General features: G+C 72.8%; 10 protein-coding genes. 5 read left to right on the forward strand and 5 right to left on the reverse strand.

Annotation, left to right across the window (positions count from 1 at the left end; translation table 11 throughout):
* Positions 1 to 81 precede the first annotated feature (81 nt).
* The 3 genes from polX to ABZX22_RS09840 all read left to right on the forward strand — a co-directional run bounded on the left by polX (position 82) and on the right by ABZX22_RS09840 (position 4,530).
* Positions 82 to 1,764 (forward strand): DNA polymerase/3'-5' exonuclease PolX, encoded by a 1,683-nt coding sequence (polX, locus tag ABZX22_RS09830; RefSeq protein WP_354907230.1) that lies wholly within the window; start codon positions 82 to 84, stop codon positions 1,762 to 1,764.
* 110 nt (positions 1,765 to 1,874) lie between these two features.
* Positions 1,875 to 2,930, forward strand: a complete 1,056-nt coding sequence (locus ABZX22_RS09835) for a sulfite oxidase (RefSeq protein ID WP_354907231.1) — start codon at positions 1,875 to 1,877, stop codon at positions 2,928 to 2,930.
* Positions 2,931 to 3,081: 151 nt separating this feature from the next.
* Entirely contained in the window at positions 3,082 to 4,530 is a 1,449-nt protein-coding gene (locus ABZX22_RS09840) for a wax ester/triacylglycerol synthase family O-acyltransferase (protein ID WP_354907232.1), read from the forward strand.
* A gap of 190 nt (positions 4,531 to 4,720) precedes the next feature.
* Here the strand turns inward: ABZX22_RS09840 and ABZX22_RS09845 are convergent, their stop codons facing one another.
* From ABZX22_RS09845 to ABZX22_RS09865, 5 genes are all read right to left on the reverse strand, one after another.
* Entirely contained in the window at positions 4,721 to 5,443 is a 723-nt protein-coding gene (locus tag ABZX22_RS09845) for an alpha/beta hydrolase (protein ID WP_354907233.1), read from the reverse strand.
* Positions 5,444 to 5,651: 208 nt separating this feature from the next.
* On the reverse strand, positions 5,652 to 6,608 hold the full coding sequence (locus ABZX22_RS09850) for an alpha/beta hydrolase (protein WP_354907234.1): 957 nt from the start codon (positions 6,606 to 6,608) through the stop codon (positions 5,652 to 5,654).
* 89 nt (positions 6,609 to 6,697) lie between these two features.
* Positions 6,698 to 7,672: an alpha/beta hydrolase gene (locus ABZX22_RS09855; RefSeq protein WP_354907236.1), complete on the reverse strand. Its 975-nt coding sequence runs from the start codon at positions 7,670 to 7,672 to the stop codon at positions 6,698 to 6,700.
* A 38-nt stretch (positions 7,673 to 7,710) separates the two neighbouring features.
* Complete coding sequence (locus ABZX22_RS09860; RefSeq protein WP_354907238.1) at positions 7,711 to 10,461, reverse strand: AAA family ATPase; 2,751 nt, start codon at positions 10,459 to 10,461, stop codon at positions 7,711 to 7,713.
* 140 nt (positions 10,462 to 10,601) lie between these two features.
* On the reverse strand, positions 10,602 to 11,195 hold the full coding sequence (locus tag ABZX22_RS09865) for a TetR/AcrR family transcriptional regulator (RefSeq protein WP_354907239.1): 594 nt from the start codon (positions 11,193 to 11,195) through the stop codon (positions 10,602 to 10,604).
* A 119-nt stretch (positions 11,196 to 11,314) separates the two neighbouring features.
* Between ABZX22_RS09865 and ABZX22_RS09870 the strand changes: the two genes are divergently transcribed.
* Together ABZX22_RS09870 and ABZX22_RS09875 are read left to right on the forward strand one after the other, a co-directional pair.
* On the forward strand, positions 11,315 to 11,872 hold the full coding sequence (locus ABZX22_RS09870) for a TetR/AcrR family transcriptional regulator (protein WP_354907241.1): 558 nt from the start codon (positions 11,315 to 11,317) through the stop codon (positions 11,870 to 11,872).
* A 155-nt stretch (positions 11,873 to 12,027) separates the two neighbouring features.
* The gene (locus ABZX22_RS09875; protein WP_354907242.1) at positions 12,028 to 13,551 is read left to right on the forward strand and encodes an MFS transporter; all 1,524 of its coding nucleotides are present in this window, start codon (positions 12,028 to 12,030) and stop codon (positions 13,549 to 13,551) included.
* The last annotated feature ends 87 nt before the right edge of the window (positions 13,552 to 13,638 follow it).

The following is a 13,638-nucleotide window of genomic DNA, read 5'->3' on the forward strand; positions in this document are numbered from 1 at the left end:
TGACCTGACACAAGGGGCGACATTCAATTCAGGCCGATCCGTGATCTGGAAGTGTCAGAGCGCTCCCCTACGCTGGGGCGCATGGCACGGGCTAACGACGAGGCGGCAGCCGCCCTTCAGGAGTATTCGGAGCTCTTCGCGCTCACCGGTGGCGACGCTTTCCGCGTGCGCAGCTACCAGAAGGCGGCCAAGGCGATCGCCGGGTTCCCCGACGACATCGCGCAGGTCGACGTGCGCAAGGTGCCGGGTGTGGGCGAGGCGATCGCGCTGAAGATGGAGGAGTTCCTGCAGCGCGGCAGCTTCCGCCAGCTCGACGCGCTGCGCGAGCGGGTGCCCGCGGGGGTGCGGAGCCTGACCAGGGTGCCGACGCTCGGCCCCAAGACCGCGATCATGCTGTTCGAGGAGTTCGGCATCGACTCCCCTGCGGCGCTGGCCGAGGCGATCGGCGCGGGGCGGCTCGACGGCGTCAAGGGGCTGGGGCCCAAGACGCTCGCCAACCTGGTCAAGGGCATCGAGCAGTTGGAGCAGGCGGGGCGACGGGTCCACATCGGGGTGGCGATGTCGCTGGCCGAGAGCATCATCGCGAGCCTGAGCGCCGAGCGGATCGCCTACGCGGGGTCGCTGCGGCGGATGAAGGACACGATCGGCGACATCGACATCCTGGCCGTGGCGCCCGAGTCGATCATGGAGGAGTTCCGGGCGCAGCCGTACGTCGCCGAGGTGATCGCCGCCGGCGACAAGAAGACCTCGGTGCGCACGACCAGCGGCATCCAGATCGACCTGCGCAGGGTGCCGGCCGAGTCGTGGGGGGCCGCGCAGATCTACTTCACCGGCTCCAAGGAGCACAACGTCGCCATCCGCGAGATGGCGGTGAAGAAGGGCTGGAAGCTGTCGGAGTACGGCCTGTTCGAGGGCGAGCGGGTGATCGCGGCGCAGACCGAGGAGGAGATCTACGCCGCGCTCGGCATGCAGTGGGTGCCGCCGACGATGCGCGAGGACGGCGGCGAGGTGCGGGCGGCGCTGCGCGGTGAACTGCCCGCGCTGGTCACCCTGGAGGATCTATTGGGCGACCTTCACACCCACACCGACCTCACCGACGGCATCGCCTCGCTGGAGGAGATGGTGGCGGCGGCCCACGCGCTCGGCTACGCCTACTACGCGGTCACCGACCACGCCCCCGACCTGGCGATGCAGCGCATGACGCTCGACAAGGCGATCGAGCAGCGCGGCGCCCTGCGGAAGCTGCAGGACGCCTACCCCGGCATGCGGCTGCTGCACGGCACCGAGCTCAACATCGCGCCCGACGGCTCGGTCGACTGGCCGGGCGAGGTGCTGAGCCAGTTCGACGTGTGCGTGGCCTCGGTCCACTCCCACTTCACCCAGAGCCGCGAGGAGATGACCAGGCGCTTCATCGCCGCTTGCGAGAACCCCCACGTCGACGTCATCGGCCACCCCACCACCCGCAAGATCGGCAAGCGGCAGCCCGTCGACGCCGACTGGGAGGCGGTCTTCCGCGCGGCGGCCCGCACCGGCACGGCCATGGAGATCGACTCCTTTCCCGACCGCTCCGACCTGCCCGCCGACCTGGTACGGCTGGCCAAGCACCACGGGGTGAAGTTCTCCATCGACAGCGACTCCCACGCCATCCCGCACCTGGGCAACCAGCGCTTCGGCGTGGGCATCGCGCAGCGCGCGTGGCTGACGCCCGACGACGTGATCAATACGTGGCCGATCGACAGGCTGCTGGCGTTCCTCGGCCGCTGAGCCGCGCGTGGCGGATGGGGGGCGACGTCATCCTGGTGGCGATCCGCTGACCCTGACGAGGTGTGCGCACGGAGGATTGGATGGTTAATAGGTAGGGAATTAGTGGAACCATGAGGCTAGCCACCGACACCATCGTCAAACCCCTGCCGGCTCACCTGTTCACCCTCCACGATGGCAGTGCCGAGACGCGCTGGGAAGCGATGGCGGGCCAGGGTTACCACACCCCCACCGACCGCTTCTTCGTCCGCAACCACACCTCCACGCCGCGCGTGGACGCCGCCTCCTGGCGGCTGCGCCTGCACGGCGGCGGCCTGCGCCGCCACCTGCTGATCGGCTACGACCAGCTGCGCGCCATGCCGTCCCGCACCAGGGACATCGCGCTGGAGTGCGCGGGCAACGGCCGCCGCTTCTACGGCACCCAGCAGCGCCGGGCCGCCCCCGGCATGCAGTGGGGCCTGGGCGCGGTCGGCGTCGCCCGGTGGAAGGGCGTGCCGCTCGGGCACCTGCTGGAGCTGGCGGGCCTGCGCGCCGGCGCGGTCGACGTGCTGGCGACGGGTCTCGACCAGCCGTTCGTGCACGAGGGCGTGAACCTCGGCCACGTGCGCCGCCCGCTGCCGGTGGAAAAGGCGCTCGACGACGTCCTCGTGGCCTACGAGATGAACGGCGCGCCCCTCCCTCCCGACCACGGTTTCCCCGCCCGTCTCATCGTTCCCGGCTGGGCCGGAATCGCCTCCGTCAAATGGCTCGGCGACCTGGAGGTGTCGACCAAGGAGTTGCTCACGCCGTGGAACACTCTTTTTTACCCGGGGGTCACGACCATGACCGTGAAAAGCGCGTTCGAGCTGCCGTGGCCGGCCATGCTCAAGGCCGGCGTGCGACACGTCCTGTACGGCAGGTCGTGGTCGGGCACCGGCCGGGTCACGCATGTCGAGGTGAGCGCCGACAACGGTCTGACCTGGCATGCCGCCGAGCGGCGCGGCCTGCAGGACGACGCCTGGCTGCCCTGGCGGATCGCCTGGACGCCGCGCGAGGAGGGCCCGCACGCCCTGCTCGCCAGAGCCCGCGACGACAGCGGCGCCTCCCAGCCGCTCCAGCGGTCCTGGCACCCCTTCGGCTACCACTTCGACGCGGTCGTCCGGCACCCTATTCTGGTGACCAGCGGATAGGTAAATGTCACTTCCATTACCTGAGCTGGGAGGTCATAAAGCTCCGGACAATCGCTGGTCTGCGTCCTGGAATTCATCTGGAAGACTTTTGCGGAAACGTTCCTGAAATCCTGAAGAGGCACGATGGACGCATCGTGCAGAGGGAGGCCCGATGACGCAGCTGACCGCGCTCGACGCGCAGTTCCTGAGTGCCGAGTCCGCGACGACCGCCGCGCACGTGGCGGGGGTGGCGATCCTCGACCCCAGCTGCGCTCCGTCGGGTGCGATCACTCGTGCGGGCCTGGCGGAGCTGCTGCTGGAGCGGCTGCACCTGTCGCCGGCGCTGAGCCTGCGGGTGACCGGCGTGCCGTTCGGGCTGGACCTGCCCTACTGGGCGCCCGACCCCGGCTTCTCCATCGACAACCACCTGTTCGAGGTGGAGCTGCCCGCGCCGGGCGGCGACGCGGAGCTGGCCGAGACCGTCGCCGCGCTCCACATGCGCCATCTCGACCGCGAGCATCCGCTGTGGGAGATGCACCTGATCACCGGGCTGGCCGATGGCAGGGTCGCCGTCTACACCAAGGTCCACCACGCCGCCATCGACGGCGTGTCCGGCGCCGAGACGCTGGCCGCGCTGCTCGACCTCTCCCCCGAGCCGCGCACGGTCGAGCCGCCCTCGTGCCCGCCACCTCCGGCGCCACGGCTGCTCGACATGCTGGCGGGCGCCGCCGTACGGACCGCCGCCCATCCGGTCAAGGCGGTGCGCTCGCTGGCCAGGGCCGCGGGCGACCTCGACGCGATCCCCGTCGTCGCGACGCTGCCGGGTTCCCGGCTGATCGCCAGGGCCGCCAGGTTCGTCACGGGCGACGACCGGCCGCGCCCCGAACTGCCGTCGCTGTCGGCGCCGCGCACCCCGCTGAACGGCCCCATCAGCGGCGAGCGCCGCTTCGCCTTCGGTTCGGTGCCGTTGAAGGAGGTCAAGCAGGTCGCCAAGAGCTTCGGCCTGAGCGTCAACGACGTGGTGATGGCGATCTGCGCCTCGGCACTGCGGGCCTGGCTGGACGAGCATGGCGCGCTGCCCGGCCAGCCGTTGATCGCCGCGGTGCCGGTGGCCGTCCGGACGGCGGGGCGCGACTGCGCGCGCAACCAGATCTCCGCCATGATCACGCCGCTGCCGACCCACGTCGCCGACCCGCGCGAGCGGCTGCTCGAGACGGGCGAGACCATGCGCACGGCCAAGCGCAGGTTCGCGATGTCGCCGGCGAGCTGGCTGAGCGAGCTGTGCGCGATGCTGCCCGCGCCGATCTCGGCGCTGACGCCCACGGTGTTCAAGCTGGCCTCGGTGGCGCGCCCGCCGATCAACCTGATCATCAGCAACGTGCCGGGGCCGCAGTTCCCGCTGTACCTGTGCGGGGGGCGGGTGCTGTCGTACTACCCGGTGTCGGTGCTGACCGATGTCAGCGGCGGGGTCAACATCACCTGCTTCTCCTACGACGGGGCGCTCGACTTCGGCGTCGTCGCCTGCCCGAACCGGGTGGACGACGCGTGGCGGCTGATGCACCACCTGCGGACGGCGATGGACGAGCTCACCGCGCTCACCCGCGACCTCGCCCCGGTGTGACCGTCACCTCGGCGGCACGACCCGCCTCCCCGTACGGCGGCGCGTGAAGGTCACGGTCGAACCAGCGCGCGGCGGGGCGCCGCGCGAGGCCGGGTTCGCGTCAGGCCGGCCGGGGCCGGCGGGTTCGCGTCAGACAGGACCGGGGCCGGCCGGGCTCCCGTCGGGCAGGCCGGGGCCGGCCGGAGTCGTGTCAGGCCGAGGTGCCGCGGACGGCGTCGAGGATGATGGCGGCCACCTCTCGCGGCCGGGAGACCGCGACGGCGTGCGACGCGCCCTCGACCTCGACGATCGTCGCACCCGCGCGCTTGGCGCCGTACCGCTCGACCTCGGGGTTGATCGCCTGGTCGGCGGAGGCGACCAGCGCCCAGGAGGGCTTGGTCCTCCACGCCGCCGCCGAGGCGGTCTCGGTGAAGGCGCCGGCGGCCAGCGGGCGCTGGGTCACCGCGAGCACCTTCGTCGCCTCGGCCGGGACGTCGGCGGCGAAGATCTCGGGGAAGGCCTCCGGGGTGATGGTGACCTCGACCGCCGGGTCGCCGCCCGCGACCGGATAGGTGGCCTGCCGCAGGTTGGCGACCAGCGGCGAGGCCGGGAAGCGGCCCTGCAGCTCGCCGAGGCTTTCGCCTTCTTCGAGGACGTACGCGGCGATGTAGACGAGGCCGACGACGTTCTCGCTCACGCCGGCGACGGTGATGAGCGCGCCGCCGTACGAGTGGCCGACCAGGATGACCGGCCCCTCGATCTGGGCGGCCACGGACGCGATGTACGCGGCGTCGGCGGCCAGCCCGCGCAGCGGGTTGGGCGGGGCGACGACGGGGACGCCCTGCGCCTGCAGCTCGGCGATCACGCCCGACCAGCTGGAGGAGTCGGCGAACGCGCCGTGCACGAGGACGACGGTGGGGGTGGTGCTTGCCATGAAGGTTTCCTTTCTGTGCTGTACGGCACGCGGAGCCGCGCGCCGGCCGAGGCCGGTGCGGCACGGGGCGCAGGCCGTCAGGAGCGCGCCGGCGTGCGGCGTCGCACGCCGTTCAGGGGCGCACGGCCCGCGCGGACGCGAGCCGTAAGAAGCGGAGAGGTCAGGGGCGCACGGCCCGCGCGGACGCGAGCCGTGCGAAGCGGAGAGGTCAGGGGTGCAGGGCGTCGCGGAGGAACTCGCCCGCCTGACGGGTCGCCGACGTCGCCGCGTGCGTGTCGCGCATCGCGTTGACCATCACGAAGTCGTGGATGATCCCCTGGTAGCGCACCGCCGTCACCGGCACGCCCGCCGCGCGGAGCTTGGCGGCGTACGCCTCGCCCTCGTCGCGCAGCACGTCTGCCTCGGCCACGATCACCAGCGCGGGCGGCAGCCCTGCCAGGTCCTCCAGGGAGGCCCGCAGCGGCGAGGCGGTGATCTCGGCGCGCTGCTCGGGCGAGGTCGTGTACTGGTCCCAGAACCACTTCATGCCGTCGCGGCTGAGGAAGTATCCCGACTGGAACTGCTCGTAGGAGCCGGTGTCGAAGTTCGCGTCGGTGACCGGGTAGAACAGCAGCTGCGCGGCCAGCCTGGGGCCGTTGCGCCGCTTGGCCATGAGCGTGGTGGCCGCGGTCATGTTGCCACCGACCGAGTCGCCCGCGACCGCGATCCGGGTGGGGTCGAGGTCGTGCTCGGCGCCGTGCTCGGAGATCCACACCAGCGTGGCGTAGATCTCCTCGATCGCGGTGGGGTACTTCGCCTCGGGCGAGAGGCTGTAGTTGACGAACACCGTGGCGGCCCCCGCGCGGGTGGTGAGCTCCCGCACGAGCCGGTTGTGGGTGTGGGCGTTGCCGAACACCCAGCCCGCGCCGTGGATGTAGAGGACCACAGGCAGGACGCCTTCGGCGCCGGCCGGGCGGAAGACGCGGATCGAGACCTCGCCCGAGGGCCCGCCGGGGATGGTCAGGTCCTCGATGTCGGCGTCCGGCACGGGGACGTCGTCGTCCTGGACGGAGTCCACGGCCTTACGTCCCTCGACCGGGCCGAGGTCGTAGAGGAACGGCGGGTTCTTGGTCGCCTCGACGAACGCCTGCGCGGCGTCCTCGAGGACGGGCTTGATGTCGTGCATGAAGCTCAGCCTGGCGATCCTTCACGCGGGACGCATCAGTATGTTGACTGTCCTTTTCGGATGAGGCCGCCGAGCGGCTCCACCAGGGCTCAGCGCCCCGTCCCCAGGGCCTCCCGCAGGAAGGTGCCGCCCTGCCGGACCGCTGTACGCGCCGACGGGCTGTCCCGCACGGCGTTCAGCGACACGAAGTCGTGCACCGTTCCCTGGTAGCGCACCGCGGTCACCCGTACCCCGGCCGCCAGGAGCCGCCGCGCGTACAGCTCGCCCTCGTCCCGCACCACGTCGGCCTCGGCGGTGACGATCAACGCCGGCGGCAGGCCCGCGAGCGCCTCGATGCTCGCCCGCAGTGGCGAGGCGGTGGGCTCGGCGGCGTCCAGGGGATCGTCCAGGTACTGTTCCCAGTACCACTCCAGCGCCTCCCGCGTCAGCAGGTAACCGGAGGCGAACACCCGCCGCGAGGAGGTGTCCGCGCGCGGGTCGACGAGCGGGTAGTACAGCACCTGCGCCCGTAGCCGGGGCCCGCCGCGTCGCTTGGCGAGCATCGTCAGCGCCGTCGCCATGGTGGCGCCCGCGCAGTCACCGGCGACCGCCAGCCTCCGCCCGTCCAGCCCCAGGCCGCCGGCGTGCTCTGCCACCCAGGTCAGCAGGGCGTAGGACTCCTCGACGGCCACCGGGTATCGCGCCTCCGGGGTGCGGCTGTACTCGGGCACGACGAATGCCGCTTCGCTGCGCTCGGCCAGCTCGCAGATCAGCCGCGCGTGCGTCTGGGCGTCACCGAGCATCCACCGGCCGCCGTGGACGTAGAGGACCGCCGGCAGGTGCCCGGCCGGCCGTACCGGCCGGAACACCCAGAAGCCGACGAGCCCGGACGGCCCGACCGGCGCGACGCGGAACTCGACCTCCACCCCGAAGTCGTCGCGCGGGTGTCCCTGGCTCTCCAGCAGCGCCTGCCGGCCGTCCACCGGCCCCAGCTGGTGCAGGTACGGCGGCGCGGACGACGCGTCCACGAGCCGCTGCACCAGCGGATCGAGGACGACGCGACGATCCTCGGAAGCGGATCCCACGGGCTCACCTCTCGTTCGTCACGGCTGCGAAGGCTCGATCACAGGTCGTCGAAGAAGTCGCGCAGCTGGTGGCGGCTGCTCACACCCAGTTTCGGATACACCTGGTACAGGTGCGAGCTGATCGTGCGCGGGGACAGCATGAGCTGCTCGGCGATCTCCCGGTTGCGCAGCCCGCGCGCGGCCAGCCGGACGATCTGCTGCTGCTGGGCGGTCAGCTCGGACAGCGGATCGGGGTCGGCGGGCGTGGCGGCGGCGCCCGCGGCCCGCAGCTCTCCGCGCGTCTCGTCGGCGAGGCCGGACGCGCCGAGCCGGGTGAACGCCTCCAGCGCCACGGTGAGCAGCCCGCGGGCCTCCAGGGGGCGCCGCTTGCGCCGCAGCCACTGGGCGTAGTGCAGCCGAGCCCTGGCTCGGGCCAGCGGCCATTCGTCACCGGCGGGGTTGACGACGGCCAGCCGGAAGTCGCGTTCGGCCTGCTCAGGGTCACCGGCGAGGGCCGCGGCGTGGTGCAGCAGCAGCGTCATGCGGGTGGTCGGCTGGGGGCCGGCGGCCTCGCGCACCACGTCGATGATCGGCGCCACCTCCTCCTGGCGGCCGATCCGCTGGGCGGCGGCGGCGAGGTCGGTGATCGAGCGGGGCGACAGGAAGTAGTGCAGCGGCGCGCCGTCCGTCCCGAACAGCTGCCGGAAGTGGCGGAACGCGCCGTCGAAGTCGCCCGCCGCGGCCGCCGCCGTCCCGGCGGCGTGCAGCAGCCGGGCGTGGGTGGCGCGGTTCTCCTCCAGGGCGACGGCCGTCCACTCGGGGTCGTCCGGCATGCCGCCGGTGGGCCGGCCGCGCAGGGCGCGCAGCGTGACGCGCAGCGCCTCGACGTCGATCTCGACGTGCCGCCACCTGTGGACGGTCGCGAGCGTCGCCGCCTCCGCGAGCAGTTCGTCGGCCTCCGCCCAGCGGCCGGTGTCGATCAGTACCGAGGCCATCGGCGTGAGGGACTGCGCGGTCACGCCCATGGCGCCGAACGCGCGGTACATGGCGAACGCCTGGCGGAAGGACGCGACGCACATGTCCGATTCGTCGGCCCAGTAGCTGATCCCCCCGAGCCCGTGCAGCCGGGTCGCCTCCACCACGCCCGTCGACGCCGGCGGCGGATTGCGCCGGCCGAGCCGCTGCGCCATGACGGGGGCGATGGCGAACGGGTCGACCGCGGCCTGGACCACGGCGCGCACCGCGTCGAAGCTCGCGGCCTCCGCCAGCTCCGCGTAGGGCGACTCGTTCGGCCCGGCCTCGACCCCGTCGAGCAGGTGCGCCAGCACCCGCCGCACCTCCGGCAGCCCGGACTGGAACGCGACCGCCACCAGCGCCGACGCCACGGCGAGCGCCGTCCTGCCGTCCGTGGGCCGGTCGCGCTCGAACGGCTGCATCAGCAGCCGGAACGCCTCCCGCTGGCGGCCCAGCAGCGACAGCGCCATGCCGGCGCAACCGGCGGCCATGCCGAGCAGGTCGGGGTCCCGCGTCAGGGCCGTGACCTTCTCATAGAGCTCGCGGACCCACGAGGAGTCGCCCGCGTTGTTCATGACCCTGATCGCCTTGGCGTACCGTCGCGCGCGGTCCTCAGTCGCCGGGCTGCACTCGGCCGCGCGCTCCAGCGCCCGCGCGGCCGCGAAGAGGCCGCCGCGCCGCTCGGCGAGCTCCGCGCTGTCCTCCAGCGCCGCCGCGACGGACTCGTCCCGTCCCTGGCACGCGGAGGCCAGGTGCCAGGCGCGGCGCCCGGGATCGGCGCCCAGGACGGCCGCGAGGTCCGTGTGCACCCGCTGCCGCTGATGCGCGGGGGCGCTGTAGTAGGACCCCGCGCGCACGAGCGGGTGCCGGAACGCCACCCGGCCGTCGGCGATGACGATGAGCCCCGCCTCCTCGGCCGGCGCCCACGGTCCGAGGTCCTGGCCCGACCCGGCCGCCGCCATGATCGTGTCCAGGTCGCCGTGCTCGGAGGCGGCGGCGTAGAGGACGAGCCGCTGGGTTGCCGCCGGCAGCGCGCGCAGCCGCGCGGCGAACATCTCCTGGATGCGCTGCGACTGCGGGAGCCCGCCGCCCGGCCACGCGTGCCCGGCCCGTACGGCGTGGCACAGCTCGATGATGGCCAGCGGGTTGCCGGCGGCCTGGTCGAGCACGTCGATGCGGCCCCGTCCGGTGGGCGGCTCCGGCTGGGCGTCCAGCAGCCGCGCCGACGCCTGGCGGCTCAGCGGCGCCAGCGCGAGAGTGGGCAGGTCGGCGGCCAGGCCGTCCGGCCGGGTGTGCCCGAGCGCGCCGAGCAGCACCGTCACGGGCTCGGTACCGAGCCGCCGCATCACGAAGGCGAGGACGTCGAGGGAGTCGCGGTCGAAGTGCTGGACGTCGTCGACGACCAGCAGGACCGGCCGTTCTCGGGCGACCCCGGCCAGGAGACCCAGCACGCCGACCCTGAGCACCATCGGGTCGTGCGGCCGGGTGGCGGGGACGATCCCGAAGGCGGTCTCCAGCGCCTCCCGCTGGTGCGCGGGCAGGTCCCCTGCCCTGGGCAGCAGCGGCACGAGCAGCTGGTGCAGCGAGGCGAACGACTGCTCCGCCTCCGCCTCGCATCCCCGCGCGGCGAGCACGAGGGTGCCGGCGTCTCGCGCGTGCTCGGCCGCTACCTCCAGCAGCGCCGTCTTGCCCGTGCCTGCCTCGCCGAGCAGCAGCATGGCAGTGGCCGCGCTGCGCCCGGCGTCGATCGTGTTGACGAGCCGAGCGATCTCGGCCCGCCGGCCCACCAGCGTCATCCGCTGTCCCACCTGTGCTGCCCCCGTTTCGTGTGACCGGGCGCGTCCGCGTGCCCGAACCGCCATCATCTCGGACAAAAACACCCAAAGTCACACTGGCGATGTCCGTACGGCGGGGCAGGGACGGGGGTGGCGGGGGTTCAGACCAGGGAGTGGGCGATGAGTTCGGCGACGGCGTCCGGATCGATCTGGTGGCCGGTCAGCTGGCAGAGGTTCTCCTGGTAGAGCAGCACCGCCGCGAACGTCGCCGCCGCGACCTCCAGCCGCGCCCTGTCGCCTCGGCTGCCGGGAAGCGCCAGCTCCAGGGCGAACCTGGCCCGGCCGATCAGCTCGCCGTTCAGCCTCCCGAGCCGCTCGCGCACCGACCCGTGCGTGTCGGCCTCCCTGAACAGGATGCGGCGCATCGCCGGTGAGGCGCGCAGCGGAAGCCGCCGGGCGAGCTTCGACAGCGTGCGGGCCGGATCGCCGGGGACGGCGTCGACCTCCTTCACCTCCTCCACCAGCGTCCGCTCGTCCACCAGCGCCACCAGGACGTCGATCTTGCGCGGGAAGTAGTGGAACAGCAGGCCCTTCGGCACCTGCGCCAGCTTGGCGATCAACGAGGTCGGCGTGGCCGCGTAGCCGCCGCCCGCGAACAGTTCCTCCGCCGCGTCCAGAATCCGCGTCCTCGAGTCGCTTGCGTCGATGGCCTGGTGGATGGGTGCCGCGTCAGGCGGCGAGGAGGTCTCGTGCACAGCCCGAACATAACCAAGGCCCTGCCGCGTGAGCCCTGCCGCCAAGGAGAGATCACCGTTTTTGACGTGATGGTGTAGCGTTTGAGACATTAGTGTCGCAAACGAGACGGAGGTGTACGATGGCGGTTACCGAGGAGCAGATCGTCACGGCGGCGATCCACCACCTCAACACCAGGCCCACCGCCTCCATGGCCGACCTGGCCGAGGTCGCGGGCGTCAGCAGGGCGACCCTGCACCGGCACTTCTCCAGCCGTGACGACCTCCTGGTCGCCCTGGGCAGCCGGGCACTGGCGTGCTGGGAGGAGGCGCAGGACTCCGTCGGCATCACCGCCGCGGCCGCCGAGAGCGACCCCGACCGCCTGCGCGGCACCCTGAGCGACCTGCTCACCGCGCTGGTCGACGTGGCCGACGAGCACGGGTTCGCGCTGACCGACCACGCCATGAGCGTCAACCCCGACCTGCTGCGCCGCGCCGACGAGCTGGAGGATCGCGAGATCGCGCTCTTCGCCGCCGCTCAGCGGGCCGGCGTCCTGCGCGCCGGGCTGCCGGTGCGCTGGATCAGCAACGCCTGGTACGGCCTGCTCGTCGGCGCGCGGGAGAGCCTGCGCAGGGGCGACGTGGCCCGCAGGGACATGCCGGCACTGCTGGTCGAGACCTTCTTCCGCGGGGCCGGCTGACCGGCTCCACCCGGACCTGCGGGCAACGGGTCCCAGGCGGGCCACCGCCCCGGCGGGCAACGACCCCGGCGGGCAACGACCCCGGCGGGCAACGGCCTGTCCCTCGGCCGACGCGAGACCCTGCGACCACCAGACCGGCTGAAAGGAACAGCCCGATGACCACCAAACGCCGCTGGGCGGCGCTGGCCGTCCTGTCGGCGAGCCTGTTGCTCGTCGTCATGGACCTGACGATCCTCAACGTGGCGCTGCCGGCCATCTCCGAGGAGCTGCGCCCCGGCGCGATCGAGCTGCTGTGGATGGTCGACGCCTACTCCCTGGCCGTGTCCGGGCTGCTGGTCACGGTCAGCGCCCTCGGCGACCGGTGGGGCCGCAAGCGGATGCTGATCAGCGGGTTCGCGCTGTTCGGGACGGCGTCGGTCGCGGTGGTGCTGGTGGACAGCGGCGCCGGGCTGATCGCGGTCCGTGCCCTGCTCGGCGTGGGCGGCGCGATGATCATGCCGTCGACGCTGTCGATGATCCGCACCGTCTTCACCGACCCCAAAGAACGGGCCACCGCTCTCGGCGTCTGGTCGGCGATGGCGGCGCTGGGCGGCGCGCTCGGCCCCATCCTCGGCGGGCTGCTGCTGGAGGCGTTCAGCTGGCACGCGGCGTTCCTGGTGAACGTCCCGGTGATGGCCCTGGCGATCCTGGCGGGGCTGATCCTGCTGCCCGAGTCGCGCAACCCGCGCCCCGGACGCTGGGACGCCCTGGGCACGCTGCTGTCGATCGTCGGCATGGTCGCGCTCGTCTACGGCATCAAGCACGCCGGGCAGCCCGTGGGATGGATCGCGCTCACGGCGGCCGCGGTGACGCTGGCTTGGTTCGTGCGACGCTGCCTGACCAGGAGGGACCCGCTGCTGGAGATCCGGTTGTTCGGCAGCCCGTCGTTCAGCGCGGGCACGGTGGCCGCGCTGACCACCTCGATCGCGATGGCCGCGATGATGCTGCTGCTCGCGCAGTGGATGCAGCTCGTCATGGGCTACTCGCCGTTGGAGACCGGCGTGCGCATGCTGCCGACGGCCGTCGGCGCGTTCGTGATGTCGCCGCTGGCGCCCGCGCTGGCGGCCAGGATCGGCGCGCGGACGGTGCTGGCGGGCGGCCTGCTGGTGGCCGGGGTGGGCTTCCTGGTTCTCTTCGTGGCGCCGAGCCCGCTCGGCTACGGTCCCGTCGCGCTGTCGCTGCTGCTGGTGGGCGCGGGCATGGGGTCGCTCGCCATCGCCTCGGCGGTGATCATGGCGGGGGCGCCGCCGGAGAAGGCGGGCAGCGCCGCCGCGATCGAGGAGACCAGCTACGAGCTGGGCGCCGCGCTGGGTGTGGCCGTGCTCGGCAGCGTCGCGGCGGCCGTCTACCGGGCCCATCTGGTGGTGCCCGACGGCCTGCCCGCGCATGCCGTACAGGAGTCACTGGGCGGCGCGCTGGAGGTGGCGCGCGAGGCGGGCGCCGCGGGGGCGGCGCTGGCGCGCCAGGCGCAGGCCGCCTTCACCGACTCGCTCGCGGTCACGGGCGCCGCGGGAGCCGCGCTGATGCTGGGGGCCGGGGTCGTGGTGTGGTGGCTCACGCCCGGCGCGCTCGCCCTCACCGACCACGCCGAGCCGGGCCCCCAGGAGTCCGGCCGGCGGCAGGAGCCCGCCGAGCGGTGAGGGGACGGCGAGCAGCCGGGACCCGCCGAGCAGCAGGGACACGGCAGGCGACACAGACACGACGACCGACGGGGACACGACGACCGA

It is taken from the genome of Nonomuraea sp. NPDC003804, assembly GCF_040610675.1.
GTDB lineage: Bacteria > Actinomycetota > Actinomycetes > Streptosporangiales > Streptosporangiaceae > Nonomuraea.

Bases quoted from the DNA above. Each gene is read 5' to 3' on its own strand.
- ABZX22_RS09875 (WP_354907242.1), top strand. From the start codon at position 12,028: ATGACCACCAAACGCCGCTGGGCGGCGCTGGCCGTCCTGTCGGCGAGC.
- ABZX22_RS09850 (WP_354907234.1), bottom strand. From the start codon at position 6,608: ATGCACGACATCAAGCCCGTCCTCGAGGACGCCGCGCAGGCGTTCGTC.
- ABZX22_RS09835 (WP_354907231.1), top strand. From the start codon at position 1,875: ATGAGGCTAGCCACCGACACCATCGTCAAACCCCTGCCGGCTCACCTG.
- ABZX22_RS09840 (WP_354907232.1), top strand. From the start codon at position 3,082: ATGACGCAGCTGACCGCGCTCGACGCGCAGTTCCTGAGTGCCGAGTCC.
- ABZX22_RS09845 (WP_354907233.1), bottom strand. From the start codon at position 5,443: ATGGCAAGCACCACCCCCACCGTCGTCCTCGTGCACGGCGCGTTCGCC.
- ABZX22_RS09860 (WP_354907238.1), bottom strand. From the start codon at position 10,461: ATGACGCTGGTGGGCCGGCGGGCCGAGATCGCTCGGCTCGTCAACACG.
- polX (WP_354907230.1), top strand. From the start codon at position 82: ATGGCACGGGCTAACGACGAGGCGGCAGCCGCCCTTCAGGAGTATTCG.
- ABZX22_RS09870 (WP_354907241.1), top strand. From the start codon at position 11,315: ATGGCGGTTACCGAGGAGCAGATCGTCACGGCGGCGATCCACCACCTC.